Raw genomic sequence first — 15,298 nt, 5'->3', positions numbered from 1 at the left:
GGTCCAAGAGATCATCGCCGTGGCCACCGAGACCACCGGTCAGTCTGGCGTCTGATCCGGCCGACCGAGCGACGCCCGTTCCCGGGTTCGGATCAGCAGGAGCTGGGGATGAACGTCAGGTCAGACACACCGATGCCCTGGTTGCCGGACACCGAGTTCGTGCCGGTGTAGACGTTCGTGTAGGTGATCGTGAACGACGTCAGCGGCCCGGCGTAGGAGACCGTCACGTTGCCTCGGGCATCGGAACCGGACAGGTTGCCCGTCGTGGCCGGCTGGCTCGGCTGGAACGGTGACGCAGCGGTGCCGGTGCCGGTCAGCGTGGCCCCGGTGCTCGTGGCGCTGAACCCGGAACTGAACGAGACGCCGTCGATCCAGCCGGAACCGATGGTGGCGTCGATGTCGTAGACCGAGAACGTCAGGTTGGACACCGGCTGGGAGAACGTGAACGTGTAGGTGGCCGAGGTCGTCTTGGCCGGTGTCGCACGCTCCAGCTGGAGGAAGCGCTCGTTCACCCCACCCATCGGGCCGCTGCGCACCGTCAGGTCGTTCGCGGTGCCGCTGCCGGAGCCTGCTCGCATGACGCGCATGGTGGTCGTGCCGACGGTCACGGCGCCGCCGGACAGCGTCGTCGTGTCCCAGTCGATGGTGACCGCGGCGCACGACGCAGCCACGGCCGGTGCCGCGCTGGCGGCCACCACGACGGGGACCGACCAGGCGATGCCCCTCGCGAACGTACGTCTTTCTAGCTGCCTCACCACGAGCACAGCGTACTCGGTCGCGAACCCCCGGCCTTACGCTCGCGTAGGGGCTCAGGCGGCGAGCCAGAGTCAGCAGCAAGCGGGCGATAACCCCGCAATCCGGAAGACGCAACCCCGCCGCTGTAAGAGCGCCGATCAGTCTCTCGACCAGCCGAGACGCGCGAGCCGGGTGGCTGCCACGAAAAGCACGACGCTGGCCCCGACGGCGGCGACCAACCGGACCAGGTTGAAGGTCTCCCACCGACCGGTGTCGAGGGCCGCCCGGGCCGCCGCCGCGTTCTGCGCCGAACCGGCGAACGCATCGGCGAAGTCGCTCTCCAGGGGGTCCAGGCCGAACGCGGTGACGCCCACCACCACGAGGTAGAGCACCAGACCCGTGGCCACGAAGGGCAGGGTCGCTCGTTGATGGGTGCGCCAGCTCAGGACCGCCGCAACGGCGATCGCCAGGAGCGGCCCGACGAACACCAGGGTCCAGAACCAGACGGCGTCGTCGAGCGACCGGTCCACCGCGTCGAAGGTCTCGGCGAACGAGCGATCATCGCCGGCTGCCAGGCCGGGCATGACGGCGATCGCGTACGCGAGGGAGACGCCGGCCATCAGCGCGCTCCCGATGGCGCCCGCGATCAGGGCAATGACGGTGAGGCGTCGCGTGGTCATCGGACTTCCTCCCGCTCCCGAAGGATCGAAAACGCGGAAGGAGTCAGGCGCGCGTCTCCCCCTCGCCACACTCACGGTAGCCCTCCGCGACCGCACTGCGCTGGTCGTCGCAAGCAGGAGACTGCGCCGTCGGCAACGCAGTCTCCGAAGGTTGAGTGGTCACTTGTTGCGGGTGTACGCCCGCAGACACCGACCGTAAGTGACCACTCAGCCTGGGGCAGGTTCCAGAGCAACTCGCGGGGCCTCGATACGCTCCTTCGTCGCTACTCGGCCGGCCTGGCTCCGTCGCTACTCGGCCGGCTTGGGCCGGCGTGCTCACCCCTGCTGGCGCAGGTACCGCCCGAAGTGGGGGACGGTGAAGGCGATGCGGCCGCGTTCGCCGGAGTAGATCAACCCCTTCTTCAGCAGCGCGTCGCGGGCGGGCGAGAGCGACTGGGGCTTGCGGCCCAGCAGCTTCGCGACGTCCGACGTCGGCACCGACTCGATCTCGTCGAGCTCCTCCTCGCCCTTCGCCGCGATGTCGGCGGCGACGTCGGCCATGGCGCGCAGATACTCCCGCTCGCCGGGAGTCGCTCTCTCGTAACGGGATCCGAAGAATCCGACGGCCAGTTCCGACTCGGCCTCGGGGGCGGCGACGCCGACGTCCTCGCCGGTGATGGGCGTACGCGGTGCGAGGTCCCACACCGCCTTGCCGTACGCCTGGATGAAGTACGGATAGCCGCCGGTCGCGGAGTACATCGCCTCGAGCGCGTCCTCGGTGAAGTCGGCGTCCTCCTCCTTCGCCGGCATCTGCAGCGCCCGCTCGGCGGCGTCGCGCGGCAGCCGGTCGATGCGCGCGTAGCGGAACAGCCGCTCGCTGTACGACTTCGACGCCGACAGCACCGCCGGCAGGTGGGGCAGCCCCGCACCGACGACGACCACCGGCAGCGCCGCCTGGCTGATCTCGTGGCACGCCGCGCACAGCGCCGACACGTCCTCGGGGTGCAGGTCCTGCATCTCGTCGATGAAGATTGCCACGCCCTTGCCCACGTCGGCGGCCAATCCGCCTACGTCGGAGAGGAGTTCGACCAGGTCGATCTCGATGTCGCCGGAGTCGGCACGCCCCGAGACGGCCGGCGCGTCGATGCCCGGGTTCCACCGCTCGCGCAGCTTCGCGCCCGCCGGGGCGTCGCGCTGCGCGAACGACTTCACGACGCCCAGCACGTGGTCGACGTCGTCGGTCTGCGGGTGGCCGAGCTCGCGTACGGCCGTGTGCAGGGCCGCGCTCAGCGGTCGCCGCAGCCGCTGGTCGGGCCGCGCCTCGAGCTTCCCGGTGCCCCAGTGCGCGCGCACCGCCGCGGAGCGAAGCGCATTGAGCAGCACCGTCTTTCCGACGCCACGCAGCCCGGTCAGCACCACCGACCGCTCCGGCCGGCCGCGCGAGATGCGCTCCAGCACGATGGTGAAGGTCTGCAGCTCGGCGTCGCGCCCCGCCAGCTCGGGCGGGCGCTGGCCGGCGCCGGGGGCGTAGGGGTTCCTGATCGGGTCCACGATCGGACCGTATCCGCGCGTCTAGGCGATCCCCGATATTTCGCTAGCGGAACCGATCGCGTGTCGCCGATCGGCCCGTCTTCGCCTGTCTAGTGCTGAGCCGAGACAGCGCTAGCGGGCGGCATCGTCGCTCGCGGCGAGCCGACGTACGAGCTTCACGGCTCGCGCGAGCGCGGGGGAGTCGTCGTCCTCGCGCATGCCGACCGCCAGCTCGATGCGCGCCCCGCGCGCCGCCAGCGGGCGGAACGTCACGCCCGGAACCCCTAGTCGCGCAACGGGTTCGGGCACCACGGCCGCGCCCAGCTCGGCCGCCACGAACGTCACCAGCGTCGACGTCTCGGTCACCTCGTGCCGCACCCGCGCCTCGAACCCGGCCGCGCGGCACAGCTCGATCACCGCGTCGTGCATCACCGACCGCCCCTCCGCGTGCACGACGAGGTCGAGCCCGTCCAGGTCGGGCACCCGCAGCCGTTTGCGCGCGGCGAGCGGGTGGGCGTCGGGCAGCGCGACGATGAGCCGGTCGGCGCGCAGGCGCGAAAGGCGTACGCCCGGCTCGTCGACCGGCGGACGCAGCAGGGCCAGGTCGATCTCGCCGGCCATCAGCGCGCGCACCTGCGCGGGCACGAGCATCTCGCCGCGGAAGCCCAGGTCCACACCCGGCAGCTCCTCGCGCACCGCCCGGGCGAACGCCGGCAGCAGGCTGTACGTCGCCGAGCCGACGCACCCGACGACCAGCCGCCCCTCGGTGCCGGCCGCCACCCGCTGCGCCTGCTCGCCCGCCGCGTCGACCTCGGCGAGGATCGCCCGCACCCGCCCGACGTACGCCTCCCCCGCCTCGGTCAACGACACTCGCCTCGTCGTCCGGTCGAGCAGGCGCACCCCCAGCTCGGCCTCGAGCTGTCGGATCTGGTGCGACAGCGGCGGCTGGGCCATGTGCAGCCGCTGGGCCGCGCGGCCGAAGTGCTGCTCCTCGGCGACCGCCAGGAAGTAGCGCAGGTGTCGGAGCTCCACGCCACCAGCGTCGCACGACCGAGACTTCTGAGGTCCGAATGGCGCACAACTGAGTACTTCTCTATATCGACGCCTCGCCCTACCGTCGATGCCATGGACGATGTCGTGATCTGCGCCCCGCTGCGCACCCCGGTCGGCCGCTTCGGCGGCTCCCTCGCCTCGGTCACCGCGACCGAACTGGCGTCAGGCCTGCTGCGCACCCTCGTGGAGCGCACCGGCCTCACCGAGGGCGACGTCGACGACGTGATCCTCGGCCAGGGATACCCCAACGGCGAGTCGCCGGCCATCGGCCGCGTCGCCGCGCTCGACGCCGGCCTCGGCACGGGCGTTCCGGGGCTGCAGCTCGACCGGCGCTGCGGCTCCGGCCTGCAGGCCGTGCTCGTCGCCGCGGGTCAGATCGCCACCGGCGGTGCCCGGCTCGTGATCGCCGGGGGAGCGGAGTCGATGTCGCAGGTCGAGCACTACGCCCTCGGGCTGCGCACCGGCGTGAAGCAGGGTGGCGTCGACCTGATGGACCGCCTCGACCGCGCCCGCGAGACCGCCGGAGGCAAGGACCACCCGGTCCCCGGCGGGATGATCGAGACCGCGGAGAACCTGCGCCGCGACTACGGCATCAGCCGCGAGGCGCAGGACGAGCTCGCCGTGCAGTCGCAGCAGCGCGCGGGCGCCGCCCAGCAGGCCGGCCGGTTCGACGCCGAGATCGTGCCCGTCACGATCCCCGGTCGACGCGGCAAGCCCGACACCGTCGTCGACACCGACGAGCACCCGCGCCCCGACACCACCCTCGAGCAGCTCGCCGGGCTGCGCCCGATCCGGCTCAAGACCGACGAGGCGTCGACCGTCACCGCGGGCAACGCCAGCGGGCAGAACGACGGCGCCGCCGCGTGCATCGTCACCACCCGCGCCGAGGCCGAGAAGCGAGGACTGACACCGCTTCTCACGCTCCGCAGCTGGGCCGTCGCCGGGGTCGGACCCGAGGTCATGGGCATCGGCCCGGTGCCCGCCACCGCCGCCGCCCTCGAGCGCGCCGGCATCACCATGGACGACCTCGGCGTCATCGAGCTCAACGAGGCGTTCGCCGCCCAGGTGCTCGCCGTGCTGAGCGAGTGGAAGCTCGACCCCACCGACGAGCGGCTCAACCCCAACGGTTCCGGCATCTCCCTCGGCCACCCCGTCGGCGCCACCGGGGCACGCATCCTCGCCACGCTGGCGCACGAGATGCACCGCCGCGAAACGCGATTCGGCCTCGAGACCATGTGCATCGGCGGCGGCCAGGGCATCGCCGCCGTGTTCGAGCGGATCGCGTGATGGCCGCCGTCCGGGTGCACCGCGAGATCAGCGGCCCGAGCGACGCCCCCACCGTCGTGCTCGCCGGCTCGCTCGGGTCCACCCACCGCATGTGGGACCCGCAGGTCGAGGCGCTGTCGGAGCACTTCCGCGTGGTGCGCTACGACGCGCGCGGGCACGGCGAATCCCCAGTGCCCCCAGGCTCTTACGCGATCGACGACCTCGCCGACGACCTCGTCGCCCTGCTCGACGACATCGGCGTCGAGCGCGCCCACCTCGTCGGGCTGTCGCTCGGCGGCATGACCGGCATGCGGGTCGCCGTGCGCAACCCCGAGCGGGTCGACCGCCTGGTCGTGCTGTGCAGCAGCGCCCACCTGCCGCCCGACGTGTGGCTCGAGCGGGCCGCGACGGTGCGCGCCGACGGCGTCGCCTCGATCGCCGAGTCGATCGTCGACCGGTGGTTCACCCCCGGCTTCTCCCAGGCCCACCCCGACGTACGCCGGGCGCACGTCGACATGGTCGCCGCCACTCCCTCGGCCGGCTACGCCGCCTGCTGCGACGCCATCGCCGCGATGGACCAGCGCGCCGACCTCGCCAGCATCGGCGCCCCCACGCTCGCGATCGCCGGCGCCGACGACCCGGCCACCCCGCCGGAGCACCTGCGAGAGGTGGCCGAGGGCGTACCGGACGGGCGCCTGCTCGTGCTCGACCAGGCCGCCCATCTCGCGAACGTCGAGCAACCGCAACAGGTCTCGGCCGCGATCATCGAACACCTGCAAGGAGCCCCGGCATGAGTCTCGACAAGGTGGTGGCCGGCCCCGAGGCGGCGGTCGCCGACATCCCGAGCGGCGCGAGCCTGGCCGTCGGCGGCTTCGGTCTCTCAGGCATCCCGTGGACCCTGATCGAGGCGCTGCTCGCGCAGGGCGCCGACGACCTGCTCGTCGTCTCCAACAACTGCGGCGTCGACGGCGCCGGCCTCGGGCTGCTGCTCGAGGAGCGCCGGATCAGCCGGGTGATCGCGTCCTACGTCGGGGAGAACAAGGAGTTCGCCCGGCAGTACCTCTCCGGCGAGCTGACCGTCGAGCTCACGCCGCAGGGCACGCTCGCCGAGCGGCTGCGCGCCGGGGGAGCCGGGGTCGGCGCGTTCTTCACCCCCACCGGCGTCGGCACCCTCGTGTCGGAGGGCGGCCTGCCGTGGCGCTACGACACCGAGGGCAACGTCGAGCTGGCCTCGCCCGCCAAGGAGACCCGCGTCTTCCAGGGCAGGGAGATGGTGCTCGAGGAGGCGATCGTCACCGACGTCGCGCTGGTGCGGGCCGCCGTCGCCGACCGCGCCGGCAACTGCGTGTTCCACGCGGCGGCGCGCAACTTCAACCCACCGGCCGCGATGGCCGGGCGACTGACGATCGTCGAGGCAGAGCAGGTCGTGGAGGTGGGGGCCCTCGGACCCGACGAGGTGCACCTGCCCGGCGTGTTCGTACAGCGGGTCGTGGAGCTGACCCCCGAGCAGGCGCAGCACAAGGACATCGAGAAGCGCACCACCCGCGGGGAGCGCCCCGCGACCGCCGCGCAAGGAGCGAGCTGACATGGCCTGGACCCGAGACGAGATGGCCGCGCGCGCGGCGCTGGAGCTGCAGGCGGGGGAGTACGTCAACCTCGGCATCGGTCTGCCCACCCTCATCCCCGACCACCTGCCGATGGGCTCCACCGTCACGCTGCACGCCGAGAACGGCATCCTCGGCGTCGGCCCGTTCCCGTTCGAGGACGAGGTCGACCCCGACCTGATCAACGCCGGGAAGCAGACCGTGACCGTGCTGCCGGGGGCGTCGTTCTTCGACTCCTCGACCAGCTTCGCGATGATCCGCGGCAGCCACATCGACACCGCCGTGCTCGGCGGGATGCAGGTGTCGGCCGCCGGCGACCTCGCGAACTGGATGGTGCCCGGCGCGATGGTCAAGGGCATGGGCGGCGCGATGGACCTGGTCAGCGGCGCCCGCCGGGTGATCGTGCTGATGGAGCACGTCACCAGGAAGGGCGACCCCAAGCTGCTGGCGGAGTGCACCCTCCCGATCACCGGCCGCGGCGTCGTGTCGCGGGTGATCACCGACCTGGCCGTGCTCGACGTGACCGGTGACGCGTTCGCGCTCGTGGAGCTGGCGCCGGGCGTCACCGCCGCGCAGGTGTGCGACGCGACGGGCGCGGACCTGGTCGAGTCCGCGCCCGCCGCGCCCGCGCCCACAGCCGCGCGAGCCTGACCCGCCCCAGCGGTCCTCCGCCGGAAGGTGCGCCCGGGCGCACCTTCCGGCGGACGACCGTTTCACCATGCCCGGGCGCGATCCGGACGACGGGCCGGCACAAGGACCCGAGAACCCTCGATCCGGGGGTCTGCGGCGGGGTTGTGCCGGTCCGTCGTCAGGGGTGCTCAGTCGTCGGGTCCCACTGCGCCGCGAGCTCGGTGCGCGAGCGGACGCCGAGCTTCGCGTAGATGCGGGTCAGGTGGTACTGCACCGTCTTGGTCGACAGGAAGAGCACGTCGGCGGCCTCCCGGTTGGACCTGCCCTGCGCGACCAGGTCGGCCACGGCCCGCTCCTGCGGGGTGAGGTCGGTGGGCGCGCGCTCGGCCCGGGCGCCCTCGGGCCCCGACCGGCCGCGCACCCCGCCCGCGCGCAGCTCCCGCTCGCACCGCTCGACGCAGGCCCGCGCACCGATCGCCGCATAGCCGTCGCGCGCCGCGGTCAGCAGCGGGTCGGCGTCGCCGCGCTTGCCCGCACGGCGCAGCACCTGCCCGAAAGCGAACAGGGTGTGCGCGCGCTCGACCCGCAGCGGGGTGCCCGCCAGCTGCTCGAGCGCAGTCTCGAAGGCCTCTCGCGCGGCGGCGAGGTTGCCGTTGCCGCGCGCCGCCTCCAGCCGGCCCCGGGCGCGCGCCAGCCGCGCCACCGCCGAGGGCGGGCCGCCGCGCGCGCCCACCCGCTCCTCGGTCGCGGTCAGCAGGTCCGACGCCTCCGCGAGCCGCCCCAGGCCCACCAGGGCCGACACCAGCGGCTCGACCCACGGCCAGTACCCCGGCTCCGAGACGGCCTCTGCCAGCAGGGGATCAGTGAGCGGCGTGAGCGCCGCGACCACCCCCTCGTGGTCCGACCGTGCCTCGGCGAGGGCTGCCCGGGCCAGCAGCGTGGGCACCCGCATCGTCGCGTAGTCCTGCGGCGCCGACTCCGTGCCGCGCAGCGCGTGCAGGGCGGCCTCGTCGTCACCGCGCAGGGTGTGCACCTGCACCAGCGTCCACCCGAGCAGCGGACGGGTTAGCACGATGCCCGAGGCGTCGACCAGGTCGAGCCCCTCGGTGGCCGTGCGCACCGCCTCGTCCCAGTCGCCGCTGCGGAACTGCGCCCGCGCCAGCCAGGCCCGCGCCCACAGCGAGATGCGCGTCGAGCCGCCGTGGTGGCTGAGCGGCACGGCCCGCTCCAGCGCCGCCCGCGCCGCCGCGACCTCGTCGGTCGCCAGTAGCAGCCAGCCGGTGCCGAGGAGCACCCGCTGGGCCTGCGCCCCGTGCCGCACGGTCTCCCGCAGCCCGGCGTACGCCCTCCGCGCCTCCGCGATCTCGCCCCCCGCGACCAGGCCCAGCCCGCGGATCGCTGCGGACTCCACGCCCTCGGCCGACTCCGCGCCGCCCAGCGCCACCGCCCGGTCGGCCCAGGTGACCAGCTCGGTCCACGCCCCGCGGCACAGCGCATCGAGGACGAACCGCTGGCTGATCAGTGCAGCCGTCGCCGGCTCGCGGTCGGCGTTGACGATCGCCCACGCGCGGTCCAGCTGCGCGTGCGCGTCGACACCTCGTCCGCGCAGGATGGCCAGATAGCCGAGCACCGCGTCGCGCAGCGGCGTCTCGCGCAGGCTCTCGACCTCGGGCAGCAGCGCCAGCGCGGCGTGCACGTCACCCGCGCCCACGAGCGCGTCGACCGCGCGGGTGAGCCGCGACTCGCGCTCGCGCCGCCCGGACGACAGCCGGCTCGCGTCGGCGAGCAGCGCCGCGGTGCGACCCCAAGCCCCTTGTGCTGCAAAGGTTTCGGCGGCGTCGTCGAGCTCGTGCGCGAGCGTGTCGTCGGGGCCGGCGGCGGCCGCGACCCGGTGGGTGAGCGCGTCGGCCGGGTCGGCGACCAGCTCTGCTGCGCGCAGGTGCAGCGCACGCACCCCGGCGGTGCCGACCTGCGCGCGCACCGCCGCGGCCACCATCGGGTCGCTCAGCCGCACCCGGGGCGCACCCGGCGGACCGGCGACGCGCAGCAGGCCGCTGGCCACGGCCGCATCGACCGCCGACCACACGTCGTCGACCTGTGCCAGCTCCCCGGTGAGTGCCAGCCCGCCGTCGGGCTGCAGCACGCCGGCCGCCTCGACGAGGCGCCGAGCCGGGGGAGCGAGGTCACCCAGCCGACGACGTACGTCCGCGGTCGTGCCCGCCGGGGCCGGCAGCTCCCCCGCGGGCTCGGCCCAGGTGGCGGGCTCGGACTCGGCCAGCAGGGCCGCGATCGGTCCGGGCCGTCCGCCGGTGTGGGCGCGCAGCCGCTCGACCGCCCAGGGAGCGAGGGCGATGCCACGGCGCGCGGCGAGCGCGGCGACCGCGTCCGCGTCGAGCGGCCCCAGCTCGATCCTCAGGTCGGCGAGATCGGCGAGCAGCCCACTGGCAGCAGCGGATTCGGTGTGCGAGGCGCCACCGGTCGGGATCGACAGCAGCAGGCGCACGGCAGCGTCGGGGTGGTGCCGGCGCAGCGACGCCAGCGCCTGCAGCGACTCGGCGTCGGCCCGGTGGAGGTCGTCGACCACGACGAGCACCGCGGCATCCTCGCCGGCGGCCGCGTCGGCGTCGTCGGCCGGCGAGGGACCGCGACCCGGCGCACCCGCCGCGTCGCCGGCCACCAGGGCGTCCCGCAGCCGCGTCGCGGCGGCGATCGGGTCTGCGTCGGTGTCGAGGTCGAGACCGACCGAGCCCACCAGCTGGTCCAGCACGGCCCCGGGCCGTGCGCTCTCCCAGGGCAGCCCGTGCGCCCGGAGCACCGGGCCGTCGTGCTGCGCGGCCACGGCGTCGAGCACGGTGCTGCGCCCCACCCGCGGCGGACCGGTCACCAGGGCGACGGACATGCCGCGGTCGCGCGGCAGGCGGACCAGCTCCACCAGCTGCGCGACCTCGGCGTCACGTCCGACCGGATCCCTCGCGGTCACGCCGTCACAGTAGAAGGGTTCGGCTCGCCCGGGGGCCGGTCGCGCGCGACGGGCTCGCCCGGGGTCACCCGAGGTCGCCGCCGGCGACCGGCAGCACCGTCCCCGTGATGTAGGACGCTTCCGGCGAGGCGACGAAGCAGATCGCGGCGGCCTGCTCGTCGAGCGTGCCGTATCTCTTGAGCAGCGAGGAGTCGACGGTCTGGTCGACGATCGTCTGGTACCACTGCTTCTCCTCGTCGCTCTCCGGCGCCGGGCCGCGCGGGATCCGGCGCGGCGGCGCCTCGGTGCCTCCGGGGGCGGTCGCCACGACGCGGACACCATGCGGCGCCAGCTCCATCGCCAGCGAGGTGGTGATCGCGTTGACGCCGCCCTTGGCCGCGGCGTAGGGCACCCGGTTCAGCCCGCGGGTCGCGACCGAGGAGACGTTGACGATCGTGCCCGTCCCGCGCGCCACCATGTGCGGCGCGACGGCCCGACAGCCCCACAGGGTGGGGAACAGCGAGCGCGAGATCTCGGCCTCGACCTGCTCGGGCGGGTAGTCGGTGAACGGCTTCGCCCAGATCGTCCCGCCGACGGTGTGGATCGCCACGTCGATGCGGCCGAACTTCGCGAGCGCCTGGTCGACCACCTTCTCCGCACCCTCCCAGGTCTCCAGATCGGCTGTGACAGCGAGGGATTCGCGACCTGCGGCGGCCAGCTCGGAGGCCATTCCGCCGACCGAGTCGGAGCGGTCGGCGAGCACGACCGAGCCGCCCTCGGCGCTCACCCGCCGCGCAACGGCCTCGCCGATGCCCTGCGCGGCGCCGGTGATCAGCACCGCCAGGCCGTCGAACCGGCCCGGGCTGACGTGCGCCGGCCGCAGCCGCTGCTGCGCGTCGGCCATCGCCCGCCGCATGGTCACCTTCGACCGCTCGGCGTGCTCGACGACCAGCCGCCGCGCAGCCTCGCGGTCGCCGGCCTCGAACGCGTCGACGATCTCGACGTGGTCGGTCGCGCAGCGCGGGTGGCACCAGGTGGCGTTGCGCAGCACCGCGTCCATGTGCCCCTTCACGCCGAGCGCCTGATAGGCCTGCAGCAGGTGCTCGTTGCGCGTCTGACCGAACAGGTAGTCGTGGAACGCGGCGTTGGACTCGGTGTAGGCGCCCGCGTCGACGAACCTCTCGGACTCGGCGTCGACGTACGGCAGGGTCGACTCGGCCAGCAAGCGGTATCCCGCGAGCTGCTGCGACCCGAGCCGCCCGATCGTCAGCTCGATCGCGCCGAGCTCCAGCGCCTGCCGCGCCTCGAACACCGCGTCGGACTCGTGCACCGACGGGTGCTCCTCGCCGATCTCGTACGCCGGCTGCTGGCCGGGTGCGTCCGGCGCCACGGGCGCGGGCTCGGACGGGGAGTCCGCCACGGCCGGCCCTGCGGGCGGTGCCACCACGGGCGGTGCCACCAGGGGCTGGACAACGCGCTCGGGGAAGACGACCTGGCGGGTCACCTCGCGTGCCTGCGGCGCGAGCACCAGCTCGTCGTCGGGTGCCAGGTCGACCGCGGAAACCGTTGCGGCAGGGTCGGACTCGCGGCCGGCGTAGACGCGCTGGCGGGTGACCTGACGCAGCAGCGTCGCCTCGGCGGACCGGTCCAGCCCCGCGGCCGGGACCGTGAGCGGTGCGGTCTCGCGCGGCACGAACACCGGCTGCCGGGCCACCTCCCGGGCGAGGTCGGGGTCGGGAACCAGGTGCAGCGGCGCGGGGGTCTCGACGGGCTCGACCGGCTCGGGCGCGGGGGTTTCGACAGGCTCAACCGACTTGGAGGGCTCAACCGGCTTGGAGGGCTCGACCGGCTCAGCGGGCTCCGCGTCTGCCGCCGACAGCGCGAACTTCTCGTAGTAGAACCCGGTGGGGGTCAGGCCGGCGTCGGTGAAGTGCTGACGCACCGACTCGACCATCGGCGGGGGGCCGCACAGGTAGACCGCGACGTCGCCCTCGTGCAGGTGCTCGGGCTGGATCAGCGACATCACGTAGCCCTTGTTGGGCGCGCTGCTGCCGGGGTCGGAGACGCAGTAGTCCCAGGTGAGCCCGGGCAGCTGCGCCGCGAGCTCCTCGATCGCGTCGAGCTCGACGAGGTCGTCGTCGGTGCTCACGCCGTAGATCAGGTGGATCGGTCGCTCGATGGCGTCGTCGCGCAGCTTGCGCAGGATCGCGAGGATCGGCGCCAGCCCGGTGCCGCCGGCCAGCAGCAGCGCCGGCCGGGCGGTCTCGCGCAGGAAGAAGCTGCCCAGCGGCCCGGTGAAGGTCACCGAATCGCCTACTGCCGCAACGCCGGTCAGGTGATCCGACATGAGGCCGCCGGGGGTGATCTTCACCAGGAAGCTCAGCTCGTCCTCGCCGGGCGCGCTGGAGAAGGAGTACGACCGGGTCTGGTCGGTCCCGGGGACGGCGATGTTGACGTACTGCCCGGGCAGGAAGGTCAGCTTGTCGCGGTCGGGGATCTTCAGCGACAGGGCGACGGTGGTGGGGGAGAGCCGGTCGAGCCGGGTCACCTCACCGGTGTAGCTCGCGGCCTGGGTCTTGGCGACGGCCGACGTCGAGGCGATCTGCAGCACCAGGTCCGAGCGGGGCCTCATGCTGCACGGCAGCACGAACCCCTCCTCGGCCTCGGCGTCGCTGAGCGCGTCGTCGATGTAGGTGCCGCCGTCGTACTCACCCGACTCGCAGAACGCCTTGCAGGTGCCGCACGCGCCGTCGCGGCAGTCGAGCGGGATGTTGATGCGGGCGCGGTATGACGCGTCGGCGACGGTCTGGTCCTCGGCGCAGGTGACGAACCGCGTCACCCCGTCCTCGAAGGACAGCGCTACCTGGTGGCTCATGGCTGGTCACCGGCCCGATCAGAAGTGGTAGACGTCGACGACGTGGTGGATGTAGTCGTTCTTCAGCACCACGGTCTTGCGACGGATCAGCGGCGACTCCCCGGAGAAGTCGATCGTGCAGAACGTCGTCCCGTAGTAGGGGTCGACGGTCTTGTAGCGGAAGTACATCGTGTGCCAGTTGAAGCGCACGTCCAGCACGTCGCCGCGCCGCTCGATCACCTCGACGTTGCTCACGTTGTGGTTGGTGCGCGGCTCGGGGATCGACGTCGCGCTCGACCGCTCGGTGCGGATGCGGAAGATCCGGTCCTCGAGCCCGCCCTTGTTGGGGTAGTAGATCAGCGAGATCTCCTGCTGCGGGTCGTCGGTGAGCCGGTCGTCGTCGGCCCACGCCGGCATCCAGTACTCGCAGTCGTCGGCGTAGCACTCGAGCCACTTCTCGAACTCGCGGTCGTCGAGGTAGCGCGCCTCGCGATAGAGGAACTGCTCGATGTCGTTCTGCGAGATGGCTTTTCGCGGTGCGCCGTCGCTCGCAGCCGGCTCCTGACGTACGTCCGTGGTCGGGTCGGTGGTGGTCATGACGCCGCTCCTTCGCTCGCCTCGTGCTGCCGCTCGGACTCCAGCGCCTCGCGCATCACCGTCAGCCAGTAGCCGTGCTGCACGGGGTAGAGCCCCTCGTCCTCGTTCTTCAGCCCGGCCGAGACCACACCGGTCATGCCGAGCTTGGTGGCCACCTCGTCGGGGCCGGACAGCCAGTGCACGGCGCCCCGGCTCATGTCGTTCCAGGGGGCGGCCGAGGCCTGGAAGGTCAGCTGGCAGGAGCGGAACTCCTCCAGGTCGTCCGGCGTGGCCATGCCCGAGGCGTTGAAGAAGTCCTCGTACTGCCGGATGCGCCAGGCGCGCGACTCGGCGCTCTCGCCCTTGGGTGCGATGCAGTAGATCGTGACCTCGGTCTGCTCCGGCGAGATCGGCCGGAAGTGGCGGATCTGCGTGGAGAACTGGTCCATCAGGTACACGTTCGGATAGAGGCACAGGTTGCGGCTGCCCTTGACCATGAACTCGCCCTTGGCCTCGCCGTAGAGCTCCTTGAGCCGGTCCAGGCGGTCCCACAGCGGGCGGTCCTCGGGGTTGCCGGCCCAGGTCCACAGGCACAGGTGGCCGTTGGGGTAGGACCAGTAGCCGCCGCCGGACTTGCCCCAGCTGCCGGCGTCCAGCGTCTTGGTCTCGTTGGCCGAGTCTCCGGTGCCGCGGCGCGAGGTGGTGGCGGCGTAGTTCCAGTGCGTCGCGGTCACGTGATAGCCGTCGGCGCCGTTCTCGGCCTGCACCTTCCAGTTGCCGTCGTAGGTGTAGGTCGAGGAGCCGCGCAGCACCTCCAGGCCGTCGGGCGACTGGTCGACGAGCAGGTCGATGACCTTCGTGGTGTCGCCCAGGTGCTCCTCCAGCGGCAGCACGTGCTCGTTGAGGCTGCCGAACAGGAACCCGCGGTAGGAGTCGAACCGCGCGACCTTGGTCATGTTGTGCGAGCCGTCGGTGTCGAACGTCTCGGGGTAGCCGGCGCCGTCGGGGTCCTTGACCTTCAGCAGCGTGCCGTCGTTGCGGAACGTCCACCCGTGGAACGGGCAGGTGAGGGTGGTGCGGTTGTCGGTCTTGCGCCGGCAGATCATCGCGCCGCGGTGGGCGCAGGCGTTGATCAGCAGGTGCAGCTCGCCGCTCTTGTCGCGGGTGATCACGACCGGCTGGCGCCCCATGTACGTCGTGAAGTAGTCCCCTGGTTCCGGCACCTGGCTCTCGTGCGCGAGGTAGAGCCAGTTGCCCTCGAAGATGTGCTTCATCTCCAGCTCGAAGAGCTCCTCGTCGGTGAAGATCCGCCGGTTAGCGCGGTAGACGCCGGCCTCGGCGTCGTCGACGACGGCGTTGGCCAGCACCTCTTCCAGGTGGTCCAGCGACTGGGTCATGGCTCCTCCAGGTGCCTCGTGCCTGTGATCTGGAC

The 15,298-nt window shown here is 72.8% G+C and carries 12 protein-coding genes; 4 read left to right on the top strand and 8 right to left on the bottom strand.

The window, feature by feature from the left end; genetic code table 11:
- Nucleotides 1-92 precede the first annotated feature (92 nt).
- From FB554_RS15365 to FB554_RS15350, 4 genes are all read right to left on the bottom strand, one after another.
- The gene (locus tag FB554_RS15365; RefSeq protein ID WP_142007251.1) at nucleotides 93-758 is read right to left on the bottom strand and encodes a hypothetical protein; all 666 of its coding nucleotides are present in this window, start codon (nucleotides 756-758) and stop codon (nucleotides 93-95) included.
- Nucleotides 759-893: 135 nt separating this feature from the next.
- Nucleotides 894-1,415 carry an anthrone oxygenase family protein gene (locus FB554_RS15360; protein ID WP_142007250.1) on the bottom strand — a complete coding sequence of 174 codons (522 nt, stop codon included), beginning with the start codon at nucleotides 1,413-1,415 and terminating at the stop codon, nucleotides 894-896.
- A gap of 315 nt (nucleotides 1,416-1,730) precedes the next feature.
- Nucleotides 1,731-2,945 carry an ATP-binding protein gene (locus tag FB554_RS15355; protein WP_142007249.1) on the bottom strand — a complete coding sequence of 405 codons (1,215 nt, stop codon included), beginning with the start codon at nucleotides 2,943-2,945 and terminating at the stop codon, nucleotides 1,731-1,733.
- A gap of 111 nt (nucleotides 2,946-3,056) precedes the next feature.
- Entirely contained in the window at nucleotides 3,057-3,956 is a 900-nt protein-coding gene (locus FB554_RS15350) for a LysR substrate-binding domain-containing protein (RefSeq protein ID WP_142007248.1), read from the bottom strand.
- 93 nt (nucleotides 3,957-4,049) lie between these two features.
- Here FB554_RS15350 and FB554_RS15345 point away from each other — a divergent pair, with 93 nt between their 5' ends.
- The 4 genes from FB554_RS15345 to FB554_RS15330 are packed head-to-tail and all read left to right on the top strand — an operon-like array spanning nucleotide 4,050 to nucleotide 7,498.
- Nucleotides 4,050-5,264, top strand: coding sequence for an acetyl-CoA C-acetyltransferase (locus FB554_RS15345; RefSeq protein ID WP_142007247.1), 1,215 nt, complete (start codon nucleotides 4,050-4,052; stop codon nucleotides 5,262-5,264).
- Nucleotides 5,264-6,037: a 3-oxoadipate enol-lactonase gene (pcaD, locus tag FB554_RS15340; protein WP_142007246.1), complete on the top strand. Its 774-nt coding sequence runs from the start codon at nucleotides 5,264-5,266 to the stop codon at nucleotides 6,035-6,037. The genes FB554_RS15345 and pcaD overlap by 1 nt, the downstream gene beginning before the upstream one ends.
- Nucleotides 6,034-6,828 carry a CoA transferase subunit A gene (locus tag FB554_RS15335; protein WP_142007245.1) on the top strand — a complete coding sequence of 265 codons (795 nt, stop codon included), beginning with the start codon at nucleotides 6,034-6,036 and terminating at the stop codon, nucleotides 6,826-6,828. The genes pcaD and FB554_RS15335 overlap by 4 nt, the downstream gene beginning before the upstream one ends.
- Nucleotide 6,829: 1 nt before the next feature.
- The gene (locus FB554_RS15330) at nucleotides 6,830-7,498 is read left to right on the top strand and encodes a 3-oxoacid CoA-transferase subunit B (RefSeq protein WP_142007244.1); all 669 of its coding nucleotides are present in this window, start codon (nucleotides 6,830-6,832) and stop codon (nucleotides 7,496-7,498) included.
- A 157-nt stretch (nucleotides 7,499-7,655) separates the two neighbouring features.
- On the opposite strand, the gene FB554_RS15325 is transcribed toward FB554_RS15330, so the two are convergent.
- The 4 genes from FB554_RS15325 to benA form a co-directional block, all read right to left on the bottom strand.
- Nucleotides 7,656-10,457: a helix-turn-helix transcriptional regulator gene (locus FB554_RS15325; RefSeq protein ID WP_211344620.1), complete on the bottom strand. Its 2,802-nt coding sequence runs from the start codon at nucleotides 10,455-10,457 to the stop codon at nucleotides 7,656-7,658.
- Nucleotides 10,458-10,521: 64 nt separating this feature from the next.
- A complete protein-coding gene (benC, locus tag FB554_RS15320; RefSeq protein WP_142007243.1) occupies nucleotides 10,522-13,311 on the bottom strand; it encodes a benzoate 1,2-dioxygenase electron transfer component BenC in 2,790 nt (929 codons plus the stop codon).
- An 18-nt stretch (nucleotides 13,312-13,329) separates the two neighbouring features.
- Entirely contained in the window at nucleotides 13,330-13,887 is a 558-nt protein-coding gene (gene benB, locus FB554_RS15315; RefSeq protein ID WP_142007242.1) for a benzoate 1,2-dioxygenase small subunit, read from the bottom strand.
- Nucleotides 13,884-15,263, bottom strand: a complete 1,380-nt coding sequence (benA, locus tag FB554_RS15310) for a benzoate 1,2-dioxygenase large subunit (protein WP_142007241.1) — start codon at nucleotides 15,261-15,263, stop codon at nucleotides 13,884-13,886. Before benA ends, benB begins: the two co-directional genes overlap by 4 nt.
- Between the last annotated feature and the right edge of the window lie 35 nt (nucleotides 15,264-15,298).

The organism is Barrientosiimonas humi, from assembly GCF_006716095.1.
In the GTDB taxonomy this organism is placed as follows: Bacteria; Actinomycetota; Actinomycetes; order Actinomycetales; family Dermatophilaceae; genus Barrientosiimonas; species Barrientosiimonas humi.
Note: the sequence above shows the minus strand (reverse complement) of the source record. Positions and strands in the feature narration are given on the sequence as shown.

Coding starts and splice junctions, on each gene's coding strand:
- FB554_RS15330 (WP_142007244.1), top strand. CDS start 6,830: ATGGCCTGGACCCGAGACGAGATGGCCGCGCGCGCGGCGCTGGAGCTG.
- benC (WP_142007243.1), bottom strand. CDS start 13,311: ATGAGCCACCAGGTAGCGCTGTCCTTCGAGGACGGGGTGACGCGGTTC.
- FB554_RS15345 (WP_142007247.1), top strand. CDS start 4,050: ATGGACGATGTCGTGATCTGCGCCCCGCTGCGCACCCCGGTCGGCCGC.
- FB554_RS15335 (WP_142007245.1), top strand. CDS start 6,034: ATGAGTCTCGACAAGGTGGTGGCCGGCCCCGAGGCGGCGGTCGCCGAC.
- pcaD (WP_142007246.1), top strand. CDS start 5,264: ATGGCCGCCGTCCGGGTGCACCGCGAGATCAGCGGCCCGAGCGACGCC.
- benA (WP_142007241.1), bottom strand. CDS start 15,263: ATGACCCAGTCGCTGGACCACCTGGAAGAGGTGCTGGCCAACGCCGTC.
- FB554_RS15360 (WP_142007250.1), bottom strand. CDS start 1,415: ATGACCACGCGACGCCTCACCGTCATTGCCCTGATCGCGGGCGCCATC.
- benB (WP_142007242.1), bottom strand. CDS start 13,887: ATGACCACCACCGACCCGACCACGGACGTACGTCAGGAGCCGGCTGCG.